We start from the raw sequence: 21,871 nt of genomic DNA on the forward strand, positions 1-21,871 counted from the left end.
TCGGCCGTAGTCCTAACTATTCTTGATTTAAAGCCCGCCTCTGAAGTTGTTTTATTGAAGAGAATAGCTAACTCTTCGCATGCTCCCGTTTTATAGTATGCTATGAAATGTGAGTTTTCATTAAATAGCATGCGGGATGGTCGGATATGGGGTCTAGCAGACATATTATTTGGAGAATCTCCATATATTGGAAACCTCATTAAACAAGGATTCAAATAAAATGTTGGCTTCACGTTATATGTTTGAAAGTAGTCTTTCACGACAAAATCCATGATCTTTTCAATTTTGTCCTGCGACGAACAATTCTGATCCAGTTCTCTAATAAATTCAGCAAGATCTGCATCACTTTGCTCTTTAATACTGGGGTATGCCAATATAACAAGCGCTTCGGGAAGGAGAATAAGAATGAGCACAAAGACAGTTACTATTAACCAATTCCATTTTATTTTCTTGGAATCATTTTTCATTGATCAACCATTCAAAGAACGTTTTATATATGTCTGTCGCATCTTTTACTTGATATCGCACATGTTTATTTGGTATTGGGGCTCCAAATGCTGTTTTCACCTGCCTTGAGCTGTTTTACGCGGAAGGTTTCATGGTAAGCAGCGATGCGAGTGCAACGATACTGGCTGTGGGCAAGAGTGACTCTCTGGGATGGTCCTATGCTTCAGGTTTTCACAGTAAGCCTACAACAACCCTATACAATGACCCCACCTAAGATCAAACTCACTCAAATTTCGCATTTCCCTCACTTCCGAACATCTGATTCTGAATCTCACGAATGCCCTACATCCGCATGCGAATCCGTTCGGCGGCAAAACGATCCCGCACGCGGTATTGACGGGCCTCCGAGCAGTAATGCGGCAGAGAGGTAATTTATTATACTTCTTTTATACATGTGGCACCATGGATCCAACATACCGTGATGCAACCATCAACTCCGTCGAAGCGACTGCCACGGTCAGCGGCAGCACGGGCGGCGGCCGCGACGAGAAGGGCAACGTGTACTTCTTCCCGGACGTCTCGGTGAGCATCGGCTACTGGTTCGACAACGAAGGAGTTCCGTCTTCGGACTGGGATACGCACTTCAAGGCGCAGTTGTGGATCAACGGTGAACAGGTCGGCAAGAAACAGGACCTCTCCGCCGGCGGCCCGCAGACCTACACGTTCTTCGCGCACAAGTTCCCGGCAGCGGGGACATATAAGGTGGAGGTTCGCGGGAAGAACTCGAAGTCGGTCGACGTTACAATCAAGAATCCGCCGGTGCAGGAGAAGAAGGCGGCGCAGTGACGGGGGGGGAGCGTCTAATTTTTCGCTAATCTATAACCGCCCTGTTCTGGATCTGTTGAGCACCGAGAACCACTTATGAGATTGTGCAATATGTGTACCTGTTATACTCGCTACCGTTCCGTTGTGGGACGGTAGTTTGTTCTTTTGTTCACTCCCATGTCATGAGCAGGTTCAGGTAGCCCGGGCAACATCTCCCTCAAGGAGCCGGTTTTTCCCCTCGATTATGCCGGCGGCTCACCTGTCCCGGGGGATGGAGCATGCTTCGGTGAAGGTCATTCCAGTACCTCCCAGTGACCGCCCCGGGCAGGGCCGATGCGACGGAGCCGGCCATCTTCACGAAGTTTGGCGATCTGCTTTTCAACTGCTCTCTGCGTGATTTCCAGCCTCTCTGCGACTACTCTTGCTGCAAGGTCGGGTTCGGCCTTCAGGAGCGCGAGGATTTTCTCCGAACTTTTCTCCGAACTTTTCTCCCCCTTTCGGTGAACTGTGACGGTGAAGAGGCAGCCGTCCCGGTCGTCGGTAAAGTCGATCTCGGGCCAGTCTTCGAGTGCCCGTTTGATGCCGGAGCCGAGACCGCGGTACGGCAACAGCCCCTTTGCGACGTACGATGCAAGAATCGGGTTTCTGATATTGGAGTTGCCAGCCCGAATCTTTTCCACCGTCAGGTTGTTCGGGAGGTGACCGGGGCTGCTGCTCCTACGAAGAACAATAGATTAAAGCAACCCGCGAGCGTAAGAGGAGATACAGCAGGAGCGTTGCGCAGATGAAAACCCGCACCGAAGTCCTCGAGGTTCTTCGCTCCCTGAAGGGCGAACTCAGAGAGCGTTATCACGTCGAGAGCATCGCCCTCTTCGGGTCGTATGCCCGTGAAGAACAGGGGGAGGGCAGCGATATCGACATACTCGTCGAGTTCGGTTCCGGTGCGGATCTCTTCGATTTTGTCGGGCTGTCACAGTACCTCGAAGAAAAACTCGGGTCCGGCGTGGACGTCGTGCCGAAGGCGGCACTTCGCCCGGAGATCCAGAGATCGGTTACCCGGGACCTCCTTGTCGCATGAGATCGCATACTCTCTATCTCTCGGACCTTGCTGCTGCGCTTGAGAGGATTGAGGAGTTTACCGCAGGCATGACCTATGATCAGTTCCTGCACGACGACAGGACGCAGAGCGCCGTCATCAGGAAGTTTGAGATCATCGGCGAGGCGGCAAAAAGGATTCCGCTGCCCGTCCAGGAGAAGTATCCCGCCGTTCCCTGGCGTGAGATGGCGGGGATGCGGGATAAACTGATTCACACGTATTTCGGCGTCGACACGCAACTTGTCTGGCGTACCGTCGTCAATCGCGTTCCGGAGCTCCGGCAGGAGCTCCGCCGCATCCTCAAGCAGGAGCGCGGGTGGTAACTTCGGGATGGCGCTGTCTGACACGCGAATGACATGATACCCGTTCGCCGCCGCATTCCGAACCCACGGCACTCCTATTGATAAACATATCAACCTCTCCCTCCATATTCGCTATGGAGAGATTCGATGCCCGCGATACGAATAAGCGAAGGAAGCGAGCTGGCTCAGCAGCCGGACCCCTTCAAGAATGAATATGAACTGCAGGAGATCCTCGCCGGGCACCCGGTGCTCCTCGTCGACCGGGACGATTCCGCGCTCGTCACGATCAGCCGCGAGTTTCCGCTTGAGGGCGGGTTCGCCGATATCGTTCTCATCGACAACAACGGACTGCCGGTCATCGTCGAGGTGAAACTGGCCCGGAACGAAGAGTCGCGGCACGAGGTTGTCGGTCGGTTATGCGACTCTCTTTCAGCAATGCGCAACCTTACGCCTGATGCGGTGAACGAGCGATCCGGGGGCCTTCTCGAAGAGACATTTCACTCTATGGCCGGTGCCGAGGGGGAAGAGAACCCCGGAGAACGGCTCGCCCTGCTGAAGAGCAACTTCGCCTCGTACCTGAGAGCCGGGCAGATAAGGGGCATCATCGTCCTCGACGCTGCCCCGGATGACCTTATCCGGGAGTTCAGCTACCTCAACGAACACAGCGATCTCGATCTGCGGCTGCTGGTGGTCGAGCGCTACCGGCTCGGCAGGCACGAGTACTTCTACCATTCGCGTTTCCTGGTATCGGGAGAGGCGGATCCGGAGATAAAGCGGCAGAGGTTACGGTTTCGCCTGATCGTCGAGAAGTTCTCGAAGATGAAGCCGCCCGTATTCTCAACGCACGCGACCAAAGAGAGCGTCCGCGTATACCGCGAAGGGTGGCCGGCAGCGGTGCACTACGAGTTCGGCGACCGGGTGGATTCCATCAGCATCGAGATACAGGTCAACCACAAAGAGTACCCGACGATCGCAGGCTTCCTCCCCAGACTCCGCGAGCACCTCGCCACGGCCATCCCGGAGACGCAGAGGGTCGAGCTCGTTACCGACCCGTCCGGATGGACGAGGCTTCAGTTCTTCTTCGGGGAAGAGATCGACCCGTACCGGATCGCACAATCGATGGTGCGCCTCTGCAGAACCGAGAAAGACATCTCCACCCTGCTGCAGGAAGGGAGCGGATAGAGACCGAACGCCATCCGCCGATTCGTCCGGCTCCACGGAGGCGCCCGCCTGGACGCCGGAACCGCCGCCCTCCTCCAAAGGTATACGTATCGGTGCATCGAACACCTCATATGGATGCTCCGGCCTCGACGGGCAGGAAGAGGTCATGAACGGCGGCACGATGATCCTGGCTCTCGTTTTTGCATGCGGTCTCCTTGCGGGATTCGGCATCTACGCGATCATAGCCCCCCCGCCCGATCCGGAAAGGATCGCTCTCTACACGGATGACGCGCCGGAGCCCATCGGGCCGTACAGCCAGGCCGTGCAGTCCGGGGACTACCTCTTCATCTCGGGGCAGATCGGTCTCGACCCGGTCACCGGCAACCTCTCCGGCACCGCCGCCGGCGAGGCGAGGCAGGCGATGGAGAACCTGCGGGCCATACTCGCCGAAGGCGGCCTCGACTTCCCGGACGTCGTTCAGACCCGGATTTATCTCACGGACCTCGCGGACTTCGATGCGGTCAACGCCGTCTACGCCGAGTATTTCAACGAGCCCTACCCCGCACGGGCGACGATGCAGGTCGCCGCCCTCCCGAAAGGATCGAGGGTCGAGATCGAGATGATCGCAAACGTGCGGTGACCCGGGCGACCTGAAGGAGGCGCCGTGCTCACGCGGGAGAGATTGCATTCTCCCTTCTGTGGGAATACCGGCCCCCGTTAGATCGAAATCTTTCCTTAATCCCGCACAATACGATAAAATGCCTCTATATTGCCCTGACAATTGGAAATGTTTTTTATACTCGTTCTCTCTCATTTAGATATAGTGCATCCCCTCACGAACCCGGATCACATCCTCTACGTGGACGACGAAGAGGCGCTGCTCGAGATCGGTCGGGCCTTCCTCGAGCGAGCGGGCAGCATCATCGTCGATACGACCTCGAACCCGCTGGAGGCATGCGAAACAATCATGGCCGGGCGGTACGATGCGGTCGTCTCGGACTACATGATGCCGGGGATGGATGGGATTGCTCTCTTAAAGCATGTCCGGGAGGCAGGGTCCCGGGTACCCTTCATCATCTTCACCGGCAGGGGACGCGAGGAGGTGGCAATCGAGGCGCTGAACAGCGGTGCCGACTTCTACCTCCAGAAAGGCGGCGACCCGAGAGCGCAGTTTGCCGATCTCGCCAATGCGGTCCGGCAACTGGCCGGGAAGCAGAGGGCGGAAGCGGCGTTGCGCAGGAGCGAAGATATGCTGCACAGGGCGGAGAGCATCTTCCGCACCGCCCCCACCGGTATAGGAATGGCTGTGGACGGGGTCGTCACGGAGGTCAACGAACGGCTCTGCGATCTTCTCGGCTACACCCGCGACGAACTCGTCGGTCAGTCCATGCGGCTGCTTTATCCGGGCGACGCGGAGTATGAATCCGCCCTGCAGCAGATGGACGTCCAGATCCGGAAGGCCGGAACGTGCACGCTTGAGACCCGTTGTCTGCGCAAGGACGGAGCGACTCTCGACGTGCAGTTCTCCGGCACACCCCTCGATCCGGCGGACTCCTCACGTGGCGTGACGTTTACGATTCTGGACATCAGCGAGCACACGGCGCTGGAGCGGGAGATCGCGTATCACGCCGAGGAACTTGTCCGGCAGACGAACAGCCTGGCTGTTGCGAACAGGAAACTCAACCTGATGAGCAGCATCACCCGGCACGATATCCTGAACCAGCTGACGATCCTTCTCGGCAACCTCTGGATGGTGGAGGAGGCCGAACCGGGCGAGGATATCTCGGAGAACCTTGCCCGCGTGAAGAGTTCGGCCGACCGGATACGCCGCCAGATCGAGTTCACCCGGGATTACACGGATCTCGGTGTCCGGTCGCCGGAATGGCAGCAGGTCTCCGATGCGCTCGGGACCGAGGCGCTTCACGGGCTGCCGGTCGAGAACGAGGCCGGCGATCTTGCCGTTTACGCCGATCCGATGCTTGCAACGGTCTTTTCCAACCTGATGGACAACACACTCCGGCACGGGGGGTCGGTGACCCGGGTCTGCGTCCGGTATCATCCGGGAGAGAACGGAGATCTCACCCTCATCTGGGAAGACGACGGTGCCGGAGTCCCCGCGGAGGAGAAGGAGCGGATCTTTCACCGGGGCGTCGGGAAGAACACGGGGCTCGGCCTCTTCCTGATCCGGGAGATTCTCGGGATCACCGGGATCAGAATCACCGAGACGGGCGAGCCCGGGAATGGGGCACGATTCGAGATGCTCGTGCCCCGCGGGATGTATCGGGTTGAAGGATGAGGGAGTTTTGTGCCGGGAGGCGGTCTCCTGTATCGCCGTCCCTCCGGCTCCCCGCGACCCGACCCCTACCTTAATCTCCCCTTAATCCGACGTCACTCTATGAATTTCCCCTGGATCCCACTCCTCGCCGTCCTGCTCATCCTCGCCGCGGCCGCTGCATGCGGGTGCATGGCCCCGGAGACCGTGGTCTCAGACGACGTGAAGGCAGAGGTGCTCGCATACGCGGACCCGATCGCCGACAACCTCATGCAGGGCTTCAACGAGGGCAACTACACGATCTACTCCCGCGGCTTCAGCCCGGAGATGAGGCAGGCTCTCGACGAGGGCGCGTTCGAGCAGAACCGCGAACACGTCACGTCCCGGATCGGGCTTTATGAATCCAGGAGCGATCCCGTCGTCACCGAGACCGGCGAGCATATTGCCGTCAACTACAAAGCAAAGTTCGAGCGGGAGGACGGGGTGGCTCTCCGGTTCGTCTTTAAAAAGGACGATCCGTCGCACCGGCTCCACGGGCTCTGGTTCAACTCACCGAAGTTGCGCAGTTAACGTGTTCCATCAGAATTTTAAAAAAGAACCTCCGGGGAGGTTCTCCCCGGCTCTTTTTGCAACGATCCGCCTCAGGCCGGCACCTGCTCCTTCTTCTCCCGGTCCCAGTGGCGGTGCCGGCCGATGGCCGTCTTGAACTGCTCGACAAACGAGTTCACGTCCCCCCGGCTCCCGCAGGTCACGACCCCCATCTCGGAGACGGCCTCCTCTCCTGAGCCGGCGTCGGCGAAGGCCACGCCCTTGATGTCGGAGGCCTTTAAGTGTTCGATTCCCTCTCCCATCGCCCCGATCGGCTTGCAGTGCTTGAAGGCCTCGTTGATGAAGTGGATCGCGTAGCCCTGGTTCTTCAGGGTCTCCGCGTGCCTCCCGCCCGGAATATACACGGCGTCGTATACGACGGAGGTGGTTGTGACGTAGCTCTTGTCCACCTCCATCTCTTTGCCGTCGGCGGATTTGACCGTGCCGTGGAACTGGGAGACGATCTGCGGATGGGCTCCGGCATCTTTGAGCGCCTGCTTCACCTGCATCACCTCATCGTGGTTGTAGCCCTCCATCGCGAGGATCGCGACCTTCCTGCTCCTGACGGTGTCCATGACGGTCCTCTCCTGGCTGAGGTTCGGGGACTTCTTCGTGCCGGAGGACGCGCCCTTCTCCGCCGGGGGCGGCACCCCGATCCCTTCCGCAATTCGTATGGCAAGATCGCCGTCGACGTTGTTGATGAGGTCGACCACCCTTTTGCGGGCCCCGGAGTCCGAGACCTTCCCGAGCTCGAAGTGGAAGGCCTTGACGATATGCTCCTTCTCCGCGTCCGACATGCTGTTCCAGAAGAGCTTCGCCTGGCTGAAGTGGTCGTTGAACTTCTCGCTCCGTGCACGGATCTTCTTGCCCTCGATCTTCTCCTGGTAGTGGACGAAGCCGCCCTCCTTCGCCGTTGCCGGCCGGGGTTTGTTCCCGCCGAGCGCGTTCGGGAAGTAGCTGCTCTCACCCATGTTGATCGTCATCCGGTTGTAGCCCTCCCGCTGGTTGTTCGCGGCGGGCGCGAGCGTCCGGTTGATCGGGATCTCCTGGAAGTTCGGGCCGCCGAGGCGTATCAGCTGGGTGTCCAGGTACGAGAAGAGCCGGCCCTGGAGGAGCGGGTCGTTCGAGAGGTCGATCCCCGGCACGACGTTCGCCGGGCAGAAGGCGACCTGCTCGGTCTCCGCGAAGAAGTTGTCCGGGTTTTTGTTCAGGGTCATCTTCCCGATCCACCGGATCGGCACCTCCTCCTCGGGCCAGATCTTCGTCGCGTCCAGGATATCGAAGTCGAAGTTGTGCTCGTCCGCCTCTTCGATCAGCTGCACCCCGAACTCGAACTCCGGGTAGTCCCCCATCTCGATCGCCTCCCAGAGGTCGCGGCGATTGAAGTCCGGGTCTTTTCCGGCAATCTTCTGCGTCTCGTCCCAGACGAGCGAGTGGACGCCGAGCAGCGGCCGCCAGTGGAACTTGACGAACCGCGCCTTCCCTTCAGCGTTGACGAACCGGAAGGTGTTGACCCCGAACCCCTCCATCATCCGGTAACTCCTCGGGAGCGCACGGTCAGAGAGGACCCACATGATCATGTGCGTGATCTCGGGCAGGTTCCCGACAAAGTCCCAGAAGGTGTCGTGGGCGGCGGAGGCCTGCGGCATCTGGTGATGCTGCTCCGGTTTGATGGCGTGAACGAGATCGGGGAACTTGATGGCGTCCACGATGAAGAAGACCGGCATGTTGTTGCCGACGAGGTCGTAGTTCCCCTCCTCCGTGTAGAACTTCGTCGCGAACCCCCGGACGTCCCTGACCGTATCGGCAGACCCGCGGAACCCGACGACCGTCGAGAACCGGACGAAGACCGGCGTCTTCTTTGCAGGGTCCTGGAGGAACGCCGCTCGCGTGTACTCGGTCATCGGTTCGTAGACCTGAAAGTAGCCGTGAGCGCCCGAACCCCTGGCGTGGACGACCCGCTCGGGGATCCGCTCGTGGTCGAAATGCGTCAGTTTCTCGCGGAAGTGGAAATCCTCAAGGAGCGTCGGCCCCCGCTCCCCCGCTTTTAACGAGTCGTCGGTATGGCTTACCCGGACCCCCTGGTTCGTCGTCAGGAACTCCTGCTCCGGGTCCTGGCGGAATTCGTCGAGTTGCTCCTGCTTGCTCTTCTCATCTACCTTTCTCTTCTGATCCATACTCACTCACCTGCACCCCTCTTATCCCGGCCGGCCATACACCGCTGCTCTCCCCGGCGGGCGTGCCCCCACATTCCGGCCACCCACCATAAAAGTAACTGCACGCTGGAAACGGATGTTCAGAACGGCCTTTGTAGCCAGGGGTGCCTGCAAAATGGGTTGATGGAGGAAACCAGGTTCTTCCACCTATCAGACGTTTCCGGTCACGCCCCGTCCCGGGGTTCCTCGCGGCGGACGGGGCAGAGCGGGTCTTCCGCCCAGAGGTCGCCGGTATCGGCAAACGCCCGGATCCTGCATCCTCCTCCGCAACGGTCGCGGTAGGAGCATCGTCTGCAGGACCCTCCGACCAGGTCCTTCTTCCTCCTGAAGTCGGCGAGGATCCGGTTCTCCGGATCGTTCCAGATGGCGCTGAACGGCTTCTCCCTGATGTTCCCGACCTTGAGTTCGTCCATCTGGGCGAACTGGCAGGGGTAGACGGAACCGGAGGGATCGATGTTTGCGATGCGGTCCCCCGCGCTGCATCCGACGCCGGAGCGTGCGAGGAGCGTGCACATGCTCTCGTATGCCGGCAGATCATCCTTCTCCAGTTTCTCAAGAAGGTATACGGCGTCCTGGGGCGCGTCGACCGTGAGGAACTCCATGGCCGCCGGATCGACGTCGCGTGCCTTCTCGATGAGCAGGTCAAGGAGGCCGGCAATCTCGTAGGATCGAAGTTGAAGGCCATCGTATCCCTCGCCTCCCCGGCCGCTCGGTACCAGCCAGTAGACGCAGAACCGTTCCGCCCCGACGTCCAGGGAGAGGTCGATGAGGGCGGGGATCTCGGTGTAGTTCTCCCGCGTCGCCGTCACCCGGACGCCGCACTTCAGCCCGGCCGACCTGCAGTTCTCGAGCGCCGAGACGGCCCTCTGGAAGCTCCCCGGGACGTTTCGCATACTGTCGTGCGTCTCTGCGGTCGCCCCGTCGAGCGAGATTCCCGCGTACTCCACGCCCGCATCGCGGAGCCGCCGTGCAGCGGCGGGCGTGATCAGCGTGCCGTTGGTGCTCAGGGCGGTGGTGAGGCCGCGCTCCTTCGCGTGCCCGGCGAGCTCCCAGAAGTCCTCCCGGACCAACGGCTCCCCCCCGGAGAAGAGCAGGAGGGGGACCCGCATCGCTGCAAGGTCGTCGATCAGGCCGAACGCCTCCTCAGTCGTCAGCTCGTCTTCCCGCTGCTCTCCCGGTCCTGCGCGGATGTAGCAGTGGGAGCAGAACAGGTTGCACCGGTTCGTGATGTTCCAGAAGACGACCGGCCGGCGGATATCGGAGAATGCGAGCATTCCGCTTGGTGTCCTCTCGCCGGCACGGTGCCGGAGCACCTCACTGACCGTGCCGGTTGCATGGATGTATCTCGTAATCCGGTTCATTGCCCACGCCCCGGCCCTGCCGCAGGCTCGATCCGGCCGCTCGGTTCCCGCTTGAACTCCTCGGTGCTGAAGAGAATCCGGTAGTCGGCGGCACCGGTCGCCCGGGAGAGGGCCGCGACCCTGCGGAGCGCGTCCTCGCGGTCACGGCAGTGGAGCACGGTATAGAGATTGTACTCCCAGCGTCCGGGGACGGTGCGGCGCTCGTAGCAGTGGGTCACGTCGGGGCTCTCCGCCATGGCCGCTCCGACCTCGGCGACGCAGTTCTCGGGAACGCTCCAGACCACCATGGCGTTCGCCATGAGATCGGCCTTCCGGGGGTTGATTCTCGTCCCGAACCGGCGGACTACACCGGTCAGCCTGAGCCTATGCAGTCTGGCGACGACTTCCTCCTCGCTGATCCGAAGCCTCCTTGCCGCATGCAGAAACGGCCTCTCCTCAAGCCCGATGCCGTCCTGCGTCAGCCGCAGAATCTCCCTATCGATCTCGTCCATCATCGTCATCCTCCGCGAGAAACCGGAACCGGACGTCGAGTTTGAACCTCTGTGCTATCGGGAGGTTCAGGACGTCCCCCGGAGGGATCATCGAACGCCGCACGATCTCCTCGAGCGTATCGAGCAGTTCCTCCTCGCCCGCAGCGGCGATGGTGAACCAGAGGTTGTAGTCGCCGTCGCGGCGGTAGTTGTGGGACACGCCGTCGTACTCGTTCACGATCGCCGCGACCTCGTGCATCCGCTCTTCCGGCACCCGCATCGCGACGAGCGTGGAGGAGCGGATGCCGAGACGTCCGGGCTCGAGGATCGGCGCGATATGCCTGATCACCCCGCGGCGGGAGAGCCTGGCGAGCCGTTCCATCACCTCCCGCTCCGGCATCCCGAGCGCGTCGCCGAGAACCCGGTACGGCCGGGGGTCGAGCGGGAAATCGTCCTGCACCTGCCGGAGGATCTCCCGGTCGAGTGGGTCGAGGTGCACTCACCGCACCCCCGATCCCGGCTCGTAGAGGCACCAGGGGTCTTCTGCCAGGTAATCGCCGGCCTGCGAACTCTCTTCCGTAAGCCCGTATGCCCGGGCACGGCACCCCCCGCAGGCGAAACGGTACTCACATATGCCGCATTTACCTTTCAGGGCCTCGCCGGAGCGGAGGGCTGCAAAGATCTCCGACCCCCTCCAGATCTCCGCAAACGAAGTTTCCCGGATGTTCCCAAGACCCAGCGGAAGGTAGGGACAGGGGGTAACCTCTCCTTTCGGGTCTATCCTGCAGTAGCGGATGCCCGCGATGCACCCCCGCTCCCCCTCTGCCACAGGTAATCCCATCTCGGATGCAATCCGCACGTGCTGCGGGGCGCACGTCGGGCGGATGGATAAACCCCGATCAGCCTCAGACGGAGGATCCGCCGTATCAGGGTCTCGTACATCCCGGGAGAGATATCGACGAGGCTCCTCCCTCTTCCCGTGGGAACGAGGAAGAAGAACTGGAAGTCGTGCACCCCGAGGCTCTCCCCGAATTCCGCGATCCTCTCCAGATCGCGATGGTTCTGCGGGGTCACCGTCGTGTGCACCTGAACGGGAATACCGGCCTCCCTGCAGGCCTCGATGCCCGCGACGGCACGCTCCCACGCGCCCGTTACCCCCCTGAACCGGTCGTGAACCCCCGGATCCGCAGAGTCGAGACTTATCGCCGCTTTCCGGATCCCCGCCCCGGCGAGCCGCACCGCGGTGCGGTCGTCGATCAGGGTTCCGTTCGTCCCGATGACCATCCGAAGCCCCCGCTGCGTCCCGTATTCGGCAATCTCGAAGAGGTCGTCCCGCAGCAGGGGCTCTCCGCCGCTGAGGATCATCACCGGGGAGCCTACCTGCGCAACCTGGTCGATGAGCAGCTTTGCTTCATCGGTGGAGAGTTCCGGAGCCCCTCCTCCGTCCCCGGCATCCATGTAGCAGTGGGCGCACCGCAGATTGCACCGGTAGGTGACGTTCCATGATATGAGGGTGGGTCCGCTCTTCCCGCTGTCTCCGATACTGTCCAGCATCAACCGATCACCAATCTCGTACGCTCCCCCGAAGAGAGGCGTGGGTATACCCGGACGACCCTATATCAATGTATCGCAAATCCCAGGAAAATGAAGAGCATTCTGGTTATCTTGCCCGTGGCGGCATCTTTCCCTTCCCTTCCCGCGTTCGTTCGCGTCGCCGGAACGGTTAACTGTCCCGCCGTTCGTCGTGAGCGTGGAAGGCGCATGGCAACGACCCCTCGCGGTGGAGTCAGGGCAAGCAGGCTCTCAAGAAGGCTGTCTACGGTGGATGCCGTCTTCATCGGGCTCGGCTCCATGATCGGGGCCGGCATCTTCACGGCTCTTGCCCCGGCCGCGGCCGCGGCCGGGGCCGGGCTGCTCTTCGGCCTCGCGATTGCTGCCGCTGTTGCCTACTGCAACGCCAGTTCGTCGGCCCAGCTCGCCCGCCTCTACCCGGCATCGGGCGGCACCTACGTCTACGCGCGAGAACGGTTGAACGAGTTCTGGGCCTGGATTGCGGGTTGGGGTTTTGTGGTCGGGAAACTCGCCAGTTGCGCTGCCGTCGCGCTCACCTTCGGCTACTACCTAGTTCCGGAGTATGCACGGTTCCTTGCCGCGGGGGCGGTGATCGCGTTCACGGTGCTGAACTACCACGGGATCGAGAAGACCGCCCGTGCGACGAAGGCCATCGTCGTGGTGGTCCTGCTCTCTCTTGCCGCGGTTGTCGCCCTCCTCTTCGTCGGCGAGCCGGATATCGACAACATAAGCCCGATCGTTGGGCCGAACGGCCTCTACGGTATCCTGCAATCGGCGGGGATCTGGTTCTTCGCGTTTGCGGGGTATTCGAGGCTCGCCACCCTTGCAGAAGAGGTCGAAGACCCGGAGACGGCCATCCCCCGGGCGATCGTGCTGGGTCTCGGTATCACGCTCCTCGTCTACGCTGCCGTCGTCGTCTCGGCGCTCCTCCTCGTCGGGCCTGCCCTGCTCGCGGAGTCCAGCGCCCCCCTGGTGACGGCGCTCGCCGGGGCGGGTTTTCAATCGTGGCAGTGGAGCATCAGGGTCGGTTCGACGTTTGCGACCCTCGGGGTGCTGCTCTCCCTGATGACGGGCATCAGCCGGATGCTCTTTGCCATGGCGGTGGATCGTAAAATGCCTTCATATCTGGCCCGGGTCCACCCGGTGCACAGGGTTCCGCACCTCGCCGAACTGGCGGTCGGCATCATCCTGGTCGCGGTGGTGCTGCTCGCTGACCTTCGCACGGCGATAGGGTTCAGTTCCTTCACCGTGCTGCTGTACTACGCGGTCACGAACCTCTCTGCATACACGTTATCGGGGCAGGAGAGGCTGTACAGCAGAAATTTTGCGCTACTGGGTCTTCTGGGATGCCTGCTGCTTGCTTTCATGCTGCCGGCAACAGCCGTCGGCATCGGGAGCGCGGTCATGCTGGCGGGCATACCGGTTTACCTCGTCCAGAGGCGGCGCAGTTTATGATAGAGTAGACCGTCAGCCCCAGATCGGGTCGTCGCCGAACCGGTCCATCCAGTAATCGGCGGGGCTCTGCGCCAGGTCTTTTTCGAGGTCATCGAGCCTGAACGAGACCGGACGGTTCATGCAGTAGTCGACCAGGAGGTCGTAAGCCTCTTTTAAGCGTATCGTCATCTCGTGGGACTCCGCCGGGTCTTTTCGTGACACGTCGGGATGCCAGTCCTTGATCTTCTCGGAGTAGCGCACGCGAATCTCGTTGAGGCTTGCCCGGTCCCGGATGCCGAGCAGCTCAGCCGCCTCCCTCACCCGCCCGGCGGTTATTTCGGCCATTGAAGATGCGTGTACAGCGCCCGCAGGATAAGCGTTGCGAAGTGCCCAAAGCGATCTCTTTTTGGTCGCAGACGATAGATTCACTGAAAACGAGTCTTATGGCAGATAAACCGCCGATCATCTACTTAAACAACGCCGCCACGACCTGGCCGAAACCCCCGGAGGTGCTCGAGGCTGTCAGGCAATCGCTTGCGCTCCCGGTCTTCGGGTCGGGAAGGACCACCGGCAGCCAGGGCGAGGACTACATCACGCTGGCACGGGAGGCACTCTCGGGCCTCCTCACCGCAGATCCGCCGGAGCACGTGATCTTCACCCAGAACGCGACCGATTCCTTAAATGTCCTCATCCAGGGATTTCTTGCCGGAGAGACCGGGTGCCACGTCATCACGACCGAGCTCGACCACAATTCGGTTTTGCGGCCGCTTCACGAACTCGAGCGGCAGGGCCGCATCCGGCTGACCGTCCTCCCCTTCGAGAACGGCTCCGTCAGCCCCGATGCCGTTCGCGCGGCCATCACGCCCGATACCCGGCTGATGGTCACGGCCCACGGGAGCAACGTGCTCGGCTCCGTACAGGACGTTGCCCGGATCGGGGAAACCCTGCACGATCACGGGGTCTATTTTGTCGTCGACGGAGCGCAGACCGCCGGCCACATCCCCGTCGATCTTGGAAACCTCCCGGTAGACGCCTACGTCTTCACCGGCCATAAGGGCCTCCTCGGTATCCCGGGCACCGGCGGATTCTACCTGCGGGACCCGGAATCGATCGCACCCCTCCGTTACGGGGGGACCGGGACGGACTCCTTCTCGCTCTTCCAGCCCCGGGAGATGCCGGAGCGGTTCGAGGTCGGGACCCATAACTATCCCGGCCTTGCGGCCCTCGCCGCCGGGGTGAACTACATCGCCTCTATCGGGGTAGAGGCCGTCGCAGAGAAAGCGGAGCGCCAGACTGCGTTCCTTATCGGGGAGTTGAAGGAAGAGCCCAACATCACGGTCTACAACGAGTCGCCCGTCCTTCCCATCGTCTCCTTTAACATCCGGGGGATGGAGAACGATGATGTGGGGTTCATCCTCGCCCGGGCCTACGGGATCGTCGCCCGCACGGGGCTCCATTGTGCGCCGCTCGTACACCGGGCGATCGACGAGGGGCGAGGTTCCGTGCGGCTCAGCCTCTCCTGGTTCACCACGGACAAAGAGTGCCGGACCGCCGCAAAAGCAGTAAAGGAGATTGCACGAAATGCGAATTGTTCGCTCGGTTCGCCATAAATCCTGTGCCGACGGCACGTTCATGAAGGAGTTCCTCCTGAGTGCCCCGCTACCGGCGGGGTTCTTTGCCTACCTGGGGAACTTCGGGGAGGTTGAAGCGCTCCCCAACCTCGGCGAGGGGTTCTACAAGTTCGAGAAGCCCGACTGGTTCTCCATCAAAGGCCTTGCCGGGGACACCACCGTCGAGGTCAGGTTCAGGAAAGAGGTCATGCACCTGACGGTGGATTTCCTCTACCTCCTCTTCTCCTCCTATCGGGAGGGACCGGTGGATCTCTCGGTGCTGAAGCAGAGGGAGCAGGGGGTCGGGAAACGGGTGAGAGAACACCTGTATGGGCGTGACTGATGGGGGCAGGATGCCCGGGGACGTATTCGAGCAGTTTGCTGAAGATTACGATCGCTGGTTCGAGGAGCACCGCGCCGAGTACCATGCGGAACTCGCCCGGATCCGGCGTCTCCTCCCCCGCCCGGACTCCCGTGCCCTCGAGGTGGGGGTCGGGTCCGGGCGGTTTGCCGCGCCCCTTGGGATCCCGCTCGGGATAGAGCCCTCGCGCGCCCTCGGCCGGATGGCGCGAGGGCGGGGGATTGAGGTGATCCGCGGGCGGGCGGAATCGATCCCGATCAGGGACGGGTCGTGTTCGTCCGCGCTCATGGTGACGGTCATCTGTTTCCTGGACGACCCGGTTCTGGCATTCGAGGAGATCCACCGGGTCCTCGTCCCCGGGGGAACGCTCGTCCTCGGGTTCCTCGAACGCGAAGGAGAGGTTGCCCGGAAATACCTGCACGAGAGAGAAAAACACCGGTTCCTCTCCCGCGCCCGGTTTTACTCATCGGATGAAGTCCGTCAACTCCTCGGACGCACCGGGTTTCGCGTGGCGGAGGTCGACTCGAGGGCCGGGTTCTCGGTTATCGCCGCGAGGAAAGGCCGGTAGGACACTCACCACTTCCGCTTCATCCCGGTGCCTTCGGTCGGGTATGCTGCCGTGCCCCGACTCCGCGGCTGCGCTCCGCCTTTCTTCTCATGCCTTCTTCAGGGTAAACCGGAACGCCGCTCCTTTCCCGGGGCGGCCCGGTACCCGGTCATCGGCCCAGACCCGTCCTCCGTAGCGCTCGATGAGGATCTGCACGAGGTAGAGTCCGAGACCTTCGCCGACGCCGCGCTTTCGCTGCTCGTAGCGGTGGAAGATTGCCTCCTTGTCCTCATCCGGCACGCCCCGGCCTGTATCCTCGACCGTCACCAGCACTTCGTCGCCCTGCTCTTCAACCCGGACCGCGACTTCGACGTCAGGACCGCCGTGCTTGACGGCATTGCCGATGAGGTTGTTGAAGACCACGGGGAGCAGGTCGTCTGCCAGGACCAGGTGGCAGGCCCCGTTATAGTGGATGGCGCTGGTGGGGAACCCCTCGATCGCTCCCTGGATTGCCCTGTTGAGATCGGTCTGTTTGAGATCCGGTGAAGCCTGATAAATCCGGCGGATGGTTGAGACGGTGCCAGAATCTCGATGCTCTTCTGGACGCTGCTCTGCAGTTTCTTAATATATTCAGCTGCTTCCCCCTCCAGGGACTCGATGAGCAGTTCGGCGTAGAGGTTCGAGACGTTCTCGGTGTTGCCGATATCGTGGGTGAGGATGTCCAGGTAGAGGTTCGCCTCCCGATTCGCGGCCTCCAATTCGCGATGAAGCCGGGTGAGTTCTTCAGTATGGCGTATGAGCGCTTCTTCTGCACGTTTGCGCCCGGTGATATCCGTGAGGATGGCAATGGCTCCGACGATAGTACCGCCGGCATCGCGGATAGGGGCTGCCGACGTGTCTACCCAGAGCGGTTCCCGGTTCAGGCGGGTAACCATCACCTCTTCTCCCTGCACGGTCTCTCCGTGCAACGCCCGGTAGTATGGGGTCGCCTCGAGGGAGAGCGGCGTCCCATCCGGCCGCAGAACCCCAAAACCCGTCTGGCGCTCCTCGAAACGGACTGGATCAAGGGACATCGACGTTCTGCCGATCATCTTACGCACCGCTTCGTTCACCCGAACAATAGCCCCGGTAGTATCGTAGATGATGACGCCCGATGCGATCGAGGCAAGTGTCGCATCCAGTTCGGTGGCTCTCAAATGCTCTCTTTCCATGACGGCGCGAAGTTTCGCCTCAACCTGCTTGCGCTCGGCGATATCCCGGAAAACAACCATGATAGAAGGCTGGCCCTGGTAGAGTATGGGGGTCGCCGTGATGTCGACCTGAATCGTCCGGCCGTCGAGGGTCCTGAGTTCCTGTTCGGCTAACGGGGTAGGTGTGCCTTCCTGTTCCATCCGCCGGATATGCCCGGCGATGACCTCGCGGTATTCGGGGGAGACGAAGAGACCCAGCGGTTTGCCCACGAGGTCTTCGGGGCTCTTTGCGCCCGCAATCCGGACGCAGGCAGGATTCACGTAGACGATGATGCCGTCCCGGTGTACGACCACGGCATCCGGCATGAGCTCGACGAGGGAACGGTACCGCTCCTCGCTCTCCCGGAGGCATTCTCCATCTGCTTTCTCCCGGTGATGTCCCGCATGATCACCTGGACGACGGGGGTGCCGGCAATGTAGGTCATGACTCCTTTCCCCTCCACCCAGAAGGGGGTTCCATCCAGCCGGAGGAGCTGGAGCTGGGTGGTTGGCGAAGGTTCGCCCATAAGATCCATTGCAGCGTTCTCTTGGATGCGGTCGCGGAAGTCGGGATGAACGATCTCGAGGAAGTTCCTGCCGAGGATCTCGTTCGGACTGGATGCGCCGAGAAGGTTCACCCCGGTTGGATTGATGTAGAGGATCTTCTCACTGTCGTGAATGAGGACTATGTCGAGGGCGGTCTCCACCAGGGTTCGGTACTTGGCCTCGCTCTCCCGCAGGGCTTCTTCCGCCTGCTTCTGCTCGGTGATGTCGGTGAAACTCTCGAGAACATGTGTTACCCGGCCGGATGCATCTTTCACCGGCTGGGCAACGATATTCATCCAGCGCCCACGGCGCGAGACGCACTTCTCTACTCTTGTAACCTCGCCCGTTGCAAAGACACGCCGTGCTGCACACACTTCGCACGGTTCGTTCAGGCTTTCGAAATAGCGGTAACACTTCTGGCCGACGGGTTCCTGTTCGGGAAGTATGTCACGGGCCTCCTGGTTGACCCACACGATCGTCATATCCGGGTCGACAAGGGACTGCCCCGTATCGAGGGCGGAGAGAATGGCACCCACCCTATCCTTCTCCCGGCGCAGCGCCTCTTCGTCTCTCCTGCGTTTGGTATCGGCCTGCCTGAGTTCTTCATTCTCCCGGCGAAGGGTATCAATCTCTACCTGGAGTTCACTGATCCGCTCTTCGACGAGCCGTTCGGTTTCTGCAGGGTTCTCCTGTGGAACCTCATCCCGCCCGGCAGGATCAGGCTTCCTCCGTGGAGTTTCTGGGGGCGCTGGCATCTGGTGTAGAGACTCCTATTAAACAGCAGGTACAGTCAGTTTCACATTAGCAGTATTAACGGTAGCGCTCCCGGGCTACGCAGGTTCTCCTGGAGTACTGTGGGAAAATGCCTTTATGTCAACATTTGGACGGGGGATATGAAACAACGTTAACCGGGAAGCGTCATGCGAGATGACGGAGCGGGCTGGGTCGGCGAGTGGCACGAGAACCCGGTTGATTCGGGACACCTGTTCCCCACTGCCGGAACAGGTCCTCACCCTGCCTCTTCCCCGAACAGCCGTATCGTCACCGTGGTGCCGGGAACTCCGATATTTCTTTTCGGCCCGCCGATTAGGTTCGTTCCGGCGCCTTCTCGTATACTACTTCCCCGAGACCTTTGCAATCACGCGATCCAGATGCTGCCGGTAGAGTTCCTGCGGGTCGAGTTCCCCGAGCCCTTCCGGTGTCCTGACCACCACCCTGCCGATGCCGGCGTTCACCAGCATCTTCGAGCACATCAGGCAGGGGGGGTCGTAGGAAGGCGCTCCCGTCAGGCGCTCGAACCCGGCCAGGTACATCGTACAGCCGGCGGCGGCCCGTCCCGCCTGCAGGAGCGCGTTCATCTCCGCGTGCACCGAGCGGCAGAACTCGTAGCGCTCGCCGGAGGGGATATTGTACTGCTTGCGGATGCAGGTGTTCAGCTCATCGCAGTGGGCCTCCCCCCGCGGCGCACCGTTGTGCCCGGTGGAGACGATCTCCCCTGCCGAGTTTACCACGACCGCCCCGTAGCACCGCCGGATGCAGGTCGACCGCCGGGCGGTCTCGACCGCGATACCCATGTACCATTCGGTTCGCGAGGCCCGGGGCGGTACGGGCGGTGCGTCATGCCGATCCGTCATGGCCGCCTCTCCTCCGGCAGTGGGTTACGGCCGCTCAGGTTTTTGCTCATGATAGATCTTCCACGGTGCGGGATTAAAAAGAGGCGTTTTTGTGCTCCCCCGGACCACCGATGATCGGCGGGGCGTCAGTACACGCCCTCGCCCATCACGAGGACGCCCCTCACCGGATAGGTGCCGTTGCATGGGCCCGTGAACTCGTGGCGTAATCGCTCGTGGTACGCGTTCGACTGCCAGCCGAGAATCCACCACTGGTTCGCTCCCTGAAAGTCGGCCGAGACGGTGAGAACGTTATCGTCGGCGGTGTCGTACGAGAGGATGAACGGCACCTCGACGACATACCCGGACGATCCCGGGCCCACGTAGTAATCGTCGACGGATCCGCCGGAATCGCTGAGGTTGCCGACGATCCGGTAGGGCGCAAGCAGGGGTTCGGCCCCGATCGGCGTTCTGGTCTCGATCTCGCGTTCGGGATTGGTATCAAGCATATACAGTTTCATATCGACGAGCACCGGCGTCTCTTCCGAGTACTGGTCGGAGTAGATGTGAGTCGGTTTTGGAAGTTCCGACTCGTTCTGGCCCGGCATGATCGGAATCGGCGTGATGCGGTTCTTGTAGATGGGGTCGATCCGGTCGGCCGAGATGTTCAGCATGGGATCGCCGTCGACGTGCTCGATCCTTACCAATATATTGCTGTCGAAGTTGCTGAGACTTGCCCGGGAGAGGTCGACGGGAGTGACGTTCGTTCCGGTCTCCGGGTCGTACCGGGAAGGAAGGGGGATCAGGAGGACCGCGTCTTCGATGGGGCCGGACGTCGAGATCGTCAGTTCGTAGTGGTACGTCGACCTGAAACTCTCGGACGCGGACTGGCCCAGATTTGCCGCGATCAGCACGACAACTACGAAGAGGATTGCAGCGATGATGCCTGCGACGATGAGCAGGTTCCTGAGAACTTTTGCGTGTTTCGCCATAACTCAGTATACCGGGATCAGCCCGGCGTTCGTTCCGGTGATGCACCGGCCGCCCCCGCGGTTGACCACGAAGGTGTTCTCGATCCCGACCATTCCGACGCCTGCAATCCCCTTCTTGGGCTCGAGAGCGATCACCATCCCCTCTTCGAGCGGCTCGTCGAAACCGCGGGCGATCACCGGCATCTCGTCCACCTGCAGGCCGACGCCGTGGCCCAGGAACTGCACCCGCCGCTTCCCGTAGCCCATGAAGTTCTCGAGGAATGCAGGGTCCAGACCATCGATTATCGTCGCGTAGATCTCCGAGGGCGCAGTCCCCGGCCGCAGCATGGACGCCGTCTCGTCCTGGACCTCCACGCACCGATGATGCGCCTCGATCACCTCTTCGGGGAGCGACCCCTTGAAGACACAGGTCACCGTCTTGTCGGTGTGGTAACCCCGCACCCCGCACGCACAGTCGACGAAGACTAAATCTCCGGCTCCGAGTTTCCGGTCATGGCTGCCGAGCACCGGTGCGCCGGGAGCCGCTCCGAGGCACCCGCCTGGCCCGTCGAAACCGGTCGGGTAGATGGTGCTCTCCCCGAACCCGAGCTGCCCGAGGATCATCTCCGTCCCGAACATCCCGAACCGGGCAATCCCGTGGTGCCCTTCCCGGACCAGGCGTGAGAAGACCTCGCCCCCGAGTTCCGCCTCGCTCATCCCCTCGCGGAGCATCGCAGGAACGCAGTCTTCGAGCACGTGGCGGTGAATCCTCCCGGCCTCCTCCAGGATCGCGAGTTCGTAAGCGTTCTTGACCGATCTGACTTTCGCTGCCTGTGCGTCGAGCGGTTTTACCTCGCGGAAGGGGAAGTGCTTCCGGAACCTCTCAAGCAGCGCGAGGGGCACCGTCTCCGCTTCCACGTGAACCGTCTCCGGGCATGCGCCCATCCCGGCAGCCGCGTCGCGGAAACTCTTCATCGGCCGGATCTCGGGGAAGTGCGACTCGTCGAGCGCCCTCTCAATGCTCCGGCGCACCCAGAGCACGCCCTCGCCGTCGCGGGGGATGAGGAGGACCCCGTCCTGCATCGTCCCGGTGAAGTAGAACTGGTTTGTCCGCCCGAAGATCGCGGCGAACTCCCACGAAGGGTTCTCGGCATCCATGCGGAGCCGGAACCGCTCCATACGGTTCCGGAGCTCCGGGATGGGGGTCTTATGCTCCATACGCATGATTGGGTGGCGATGGTATTTAGCTCTGG

25 protein-coding genes and 1 pseudogene are annotated in these 21,871 nt (G+C 61.4%); 11 read left to right on the forward strand and 15 right to left on the reverse strand.

The genetic code is table 11. The features are described from left to right. The coding region (locus EI28_RS13915; RefSeq protein ID WP_155937227.1) for a hypothetical protein at positions 1-467 on the reverse strand (467 nt) is incomplete at its 3' end. Between the two features lie 442 nt (positions 468-909). On the opposite strand from EI28_RS13915, the gene EI28_RS02850 reads away from it, so the two are divergent. Further along, positions 910-1,293, forward strand: coding sequence for a PKD domain-containing protein (locus tag EI28_RS02850; protein WP_155937229.1), 384 nt, complete (start codon positions 910-912; stop codon positions 1,291-1,293). A 272-nt stretch (positions 1,294-1,565) separates the two neighbouring features. Here EI28_RS02850 and EI28_RS02855 read toward each other — a convergent pair. Next, positions 1,566-1,982 (reverse strand): annotated as a pseudogene (locus EI28_RS02855) (ATP-binding protein); the annotation flags it as partial. 74 nt (positions 1,983-2,056) lie between these two features. Here EI28_RS02855 and EI28_RS02860 point away from each other — a divergent pair. From EI28_RS02860 to EI28_RS02885, 6 genes are all read left to right on the forward strand, one after another. Beyond that, positions 2,057-2,350, forward strand: coding sequence for a nucleotidyltransferase family protein (locus EI28_RS02860; protein WP_048112501.1), 294 nt, complete (start codon positions 2,057-2,059; stop codon positions 2,348-2,350). Then, on the forward strand, positions 2,347-2,691 hold the full coding sequence (locus tag EI28_RS02865) for a DUF86 domain-containing protein (RefSeq protein WP_048112503.1): 345 nt from the start codon (positions 2,347-2,349) through the stop codon (positions 2,689-2,691). The genes EI28_RS02860 and EI28_RS02865 overlap by 4 nt, the downstream gene beginning before the upstream one ends. A 126-nt stretch (positions 2,692-2,817) precedes the next feature. Continuing rightward, on the forward strand, positions 2,818-3,852 hold the full coding sequence (locus EI28_RS02870) for a hypothetical protein (protein WP_048112505.1): 1,035 nt from the start codon (positions 2,818-2,820) through the stop codon (positions 3,850-3,852). 145 nt (positions 3,853-3,997) lie between these two features. Further along, positions 3,998-4,471, forward strand: a complete 474-nt coding sequence (locus EI28_RS02875) for a RidA family protein (RefSeq protein ID WP_231476548.1) — start codon at positions 3,998-4,000, stop codon at positions 4,469-4,471. 183 nt (positions 4,472-4,654) lie between these two features. Continuing rightward, entirely contained in the window at positions 4,655-6,127 is a 1,473-nt protein-coding gene (locus EI28_RS13085; RefSeq protein ID WP_231476549.1) for a response regulator, read from the forward strand. Between the two features lie 99 nt (positions 6,128-6,226). Beyond that, positions 6,227-6,673: a DUF3887 domain-containing protein gene (locus EI28_RS02885; protein WP_231476550.1), complete on the forward strand. Its 447-nt coding sequence runs from the start codon at positions 6,227-6,229 to the stop codon at positions 6,671-6,673. A gap of 71 nt (positions 6,674-6,744) precedes the next feature. On the opposite strand, the gene EI28_RS02890 is transcribed toward EI28_RS02885, so the two are convergent. The 6 genes from EI28_RS02890 to EI28_RS02910 all read right to left on the reverse strand — a co-directional run bounded on the left by EI28_RS02890 (position 6,745) and on the right by EI28_RS02910 (position 12,292). Beyond that, the gene (locus tag EI28_RS02890) at positions 6,745-8,868 is read right to left on the reverse strand and encodes a catalase (protein ID WP_048112506.1); all 2,124 of its coding nucleotides are present in this window, start codon (positions 8,866-8,868) and stop codon (positions 6,745-6,747) included. Between the two features lie 203 nt (positions 8,869-9,071). Then, on the reverse strand, positions 9,072-10,268 hold the full coding sequence (locus EI28_RS02895; protein WP_048112507.1) for a radical SAM/SPASM domain-containing protein: 1,197 nt from the start codon (positions 10,266-10,268) through the stop codon (positions 9,072-9,074). Continuing rightward, positions 10,265-10,762 carry a siroheme decarboxylase subunit beta gene (ahbB, locus tag EI28_RS02900; RefSeq protein ID WP_048112580.1) on the reverse strand — a complete coding sequence of 166 codons (498 nt, stop codon included), beginning with the start codon at positions 10,760-10,762 and terminating at the stop codon, positions 10,265-10,267. The genes EI28_RS02895 and ahbB overlap by 4 nt, the downstream gene beginning before the upstream one ends. Beyond that, positions 10,743-11,237 (reverse strand): siroheme decarboxylase subunit alpha, encoded by a 495-nt coding sequence (ahbA, locus tag EI28_RS02905; protein ID WP_048112508.1) that lies wholly within the window; start codon positions 11,235-11,237, stop codon positions 10,743-10,745. Before ahbA ends, ahbB begins: the two co-directional genes overlap by 20 nt. Then, positions 11,238-11,567, reverse strand: a complete 330-nt coding sequence (locus tag EI28_RS14665) for an SPASM domain-containing protein (protein WP_231476551.1) — start codon at positions 11,565-11,567, stop codon at positions 11,238-11,240. Then, positions 11,516-12,292 carry a radical SAM protein gene (locus tag EI28_RS02910; protein WP_231476552.1) on the reverse strand — a complete coding sequence of 259 codons (777 nt, stop codon included), beginning with the start codon at positions 12,290-12,292 and terminating at the stop codon, positions 11,516-11,518. Before EI28_RS02910 ends, EI28_RS14665 begins: the two co-directional genes overlap by 52 nt. Before the next feature lie 207 nt (positions 12,293-12,499). On the opposite strand from EI28_RS02910, the gene EI28_RS02915 reads away from it, so the two are divergent. Next, complete coding sequence (locus EI28_RS02915) at positions 12,500-13,765, forward strand: APC family permease (protein WP_048112509.1); 1,266 nt, start codon at positions 12,500-12,502, stop codon at positions 13,763-13,765. A 12-nt stretch (positions 13,766-13,777) separates the two neighbouring features. On the opposite strand, the gene EI28_RS02920 is transcribed toward EI28_RS02915, so the two are convergent. After that, positions 13,778-14,089 carry a J domain-containing protein gene (locus EI28_RS02920; RefSeq protein ID WP_048112510.1) on the reverse strand — a complete coding sequence of 104 codons (312 nt, stop codon included), beginning with the start codon at positions 14,087-14,089 and terminating at the stop codon, positions 13,778-13,780. A 98-nt stretch (positions 14,090-14,187) separates the two neighbouring features. Here EI28_RS02920 and EI28_RS02925 point away from each other — a divergent pair, with 98 nt between their 5' ends. The 3 genes from EI28_RS02925 to EI28_RS02935 are packed head-to-tail and all read left to right on the forward strand — an operon-like array spanning position 14,188 to position 16,283. Beyond that, positions 14,188-15,354 (forward strand): aminotransferase class V-fold PLP-dependent enzyme, encoded by a 1,167-nt coding sequence (locus tag EI28_RS02925; protein ID WP_048112511.1) that lies wholly within the window; start codon positions 14,188-14,190, stop codon positions 15,352-15,354. After that, positions 15,326-15,697, forward strand: coding sequence for a hypothetical protein (locus tag EI28_RS02930; protein WP_048112512.1), 372 nt, complete (start codon positions 15,326-15,328; stop codon positions 15,695-15,697). The genes EI28_RS02925 and EI28_RS02930 overlap by 29 nt, the downstream gene beginning before the upstream one ends. Then, a complete protein-coding gene (locus EI28_RS02935) occupies positions 15,684-16,283 on the forward strand; it encodes a class I SAM-dependent methyltransferase (protein ID WP_231476553.1) in 600 nt (199 codons plus the stop codon). Before EI28_RS02930 ends, EI28_RS02935 begins: the two co-directional genes overlap by 14 nt. Positions 16,284-16,370: 87 nt before the next feature. On the opposite strand, the gene EI28_RS13330 is transcribed toward EI28_RS02935, so the two are convergent. The 6 genes from EI28_RS13330 to EI28_RS02960 all read right to left on the reverse strand — a co-directional run bounded on the left by EI28_RS13330 (position 16,371) and on the right by EI28_RS02960 (position 21,836). Next, positions 16,371-16,685 carry a sensor histidine kinase KdpD gene (locus EI28_RS13330; RefSeq protein ID WP_197018460.1) on the reverse strand — a complete coding sequence of 105 codons (315 nt, stop codon included), beginning with the start codon at positions 16,683-16,685 and terminating at the stop codon, positions 16,371-16,373. Then, positions 16,586-17,818, reverse strand: coding sequence for a PAS domain S-box protein (locus EI28_RS13095; RefSeq protein WP_052379645.1), 1,233 nt, complete (start codon positions 17,816-17,818; stop codon positions 16,586-16,588). Before EI28_RS13095 ends, EI28_RS13330 begins: the two co-directional genes overlap by 100 nt. Continuing rightward, positions 17,770-18,792: a PAS domain S-box protein gene (locus EI28_RS02945; protein WP_048112514.1), complete on the reverse strand. Its 1,023-nt coding sequence runs from the start codon at positions 18,790-18,792 to the stop codon at positions 17,770-17,772. Before EI28_RS02945 ends, EI28_RS13095 begins: the two co-directional genes overlap by 49 nt. A gap of 360 nt (positions 18,793-19,152) precedes the next feature. Further along, on the reverse strand, positions 19,153-19,671 hold the full coding sequence (locus tag EI28_RS02950) for a dCMP deaminase family protein (protein WP_048112516.1): 519 nt from the start codon (positions 19,669-19,671) through the stop codon (positions 19,153-19,155). Between the two features lie 125 nt (positions 19,672-19,796). Beyond that, positions 19,797-20,639 carry a hypothetical protein gene (locus EI28_RS02955; protein ID WP_048112519.1) on the reverse strand — a complete coding sequence of 281 codons (843 nt, stop codon included), beginning with the start codon at positions 20,637-20,639 and terminating at the stop codon, positions 19,797-19,799. 3 nt (positions 20,640-20,642) lie between these two features. Then, positions 20,643-21,836 carry a Xaa-Pro peptidase family protein gene (locus EI28_RS02960; RefSeq protein ID WP_048112521.1) on the reverse strand — a complete coding sequence of 398 codons (1,194 nt, stop codon included), beginning with the start codon at positions 21,834-21,836 and terminating at the stop codon, positions 20,643-20,645. Positions 21,837-21,871: the final 35 nt, after the last annotated feature.

The organism is Methanoculleus sp. MH98A (assembly GCF_000691865.1).
In the GTDB taxonomy this organism is placed as follows: domain Archaea; phylum Halobacteriota; class Methanomicrobia; order Methanomicrobiales; family Methanoculleaceae; genus Methanoculleus.

Bases quoted from the DNA above. Each gene is read 5' to 3' on its own strand.
- EI28_RS02850 (WP_155937229.1), top strand. From the start codon at position 910: ATGGATCCAACATACCGTGATGCAACCATCAACTCCGTCGAAGCGACT.
- EI28_RS02860 (WP_048112501.1), top strand. From the start codon at position 2,057: ATGAAAACCCGCACCGAAGTCCTCGAGGTTCTTCGCTCCCTGAAGGGC.
- EI28_RS02865 (WP_048112503.1), top strand. From the start codon at position 2,347: ATGAGATCGCATACTCTCTATCTCTCGGACCTTGCTGCTGCGCTTGAG.
- EI28_RS02870 (WP_048112505.1), top strand. From the start codon at position 2,818: ATGCCCGCGATACGAATAAGCGAAGGAAGCGAGCTGGCTCAGCAGCCG.
- EI28_RS02875 (WP_231476548.1), top strand. From the start codon at position 3,998: ATGAACGGCGGCACGATGATCCTGGCTCTCGTTTTTGCATGCGGTCTC.
- EI28_RS02885 (WP_231476550.1), top strand. From the start codon at position 6,227: ATGAATTTCCCCTGGATCCCACTCCTCGCCGTCCTGCTCATCCTCGCC.
- EI28_RS02890 (WP_048112506.1), bottom strand. From the start codon at position 8,868: ATGGATCAGAAGAGAAAGGTAGATGAGAAGAGCAAGCAGGAGCAACTC.
- EI28_RS02895 (WP_048112507.1), bottom strand. From the start codon at position 10,268: ATGAACCGGATTACGAGATACATCCATGCAACCGGCACGGTCAGTGAG.
- ahbB (WP_048112580.1), bottom strand. From the start codon at position 10,762: ATGATGGACGAGATCGATAGGGAGATTCTGCGGCTGACGCAGGACGGC.
- EI28_RS02910 (WP_231476552.1), bottom strand. From the start codon at position 12,292: ATGCTGGACAGTATCGGAGACAGCGGGAAGAGCGGACCCACCCTCATA.
- EI28_RS02915 (WP_048112509.1), top strand. From the start codon at position 12,500: ATGGCAACGACCCCTCGCGGTGGAGTCAGGGCAAGCAGGCTCTCAAGA.
- EI28_RS02920 (WP_048112510.1), bottom strand. From the start codon at position 14,089: ATGGCCGAAATAACCGCCGGGCGGGTGAGGGAGGCGGCTGAGCTGCTC.
- EI28_RS02925 (WP_048112511.1), top strand. From the start codon at position 14,188: ATGGCAGATAAACCGCCGATCATCTACTTAAACAACGCCGCCACGACC.
- EI28_RS02930 (WP_048112512.1), top strand. From the start codon at position 15,326: ATGCGAATTGTTCGCTCGGTTCGCCATAAATCCTGTGCCGACGGCACG.
- EI28_RS02935 (WP_231476553.1), top strand. From the start codon at position 15,684: ATGGGCGTGACTGATGGGGGCAGGATGCCCGGGGACGTATTCGAGCAG.
- EI28_RS13095 (WP_052379645.1), bottom strand. From the start codon at position 17,818: ATGCCGGATGCCGTGGTCGTACACCGGGACGGCATCATCGTCTACGTG.
- EI28_RS02945 (WP_048112514.1), bottom strand. From the start codon at position 18,792: ATGCCAGCGCCCCCAGAAACTCCACGGAGGAAGCCTGATCCTGCCGGG.
- EI28_RS02950 (WP_048112516.1), bottom strand. From the start codon at position 19,671: ATGACGGATCGGCATGACGCACCGCCCGTACCGCCCCGGGCCTCGCGA.
- EI28_RS02955 (WP_048112519.1), bottom strand. From the start codon at position 20,639: ATGGCGAAACACGCAAAAGTTCTCAGGAACCTGCTCATCGTCGCAGGC.
- EI28_RS02960 (WP_048112521.1), bottom strand. From the start codon at position 21,836: ATGGAGCATAAGACCCCCATCCCGGAGCTCCGGAACCGTATGGAGCGG.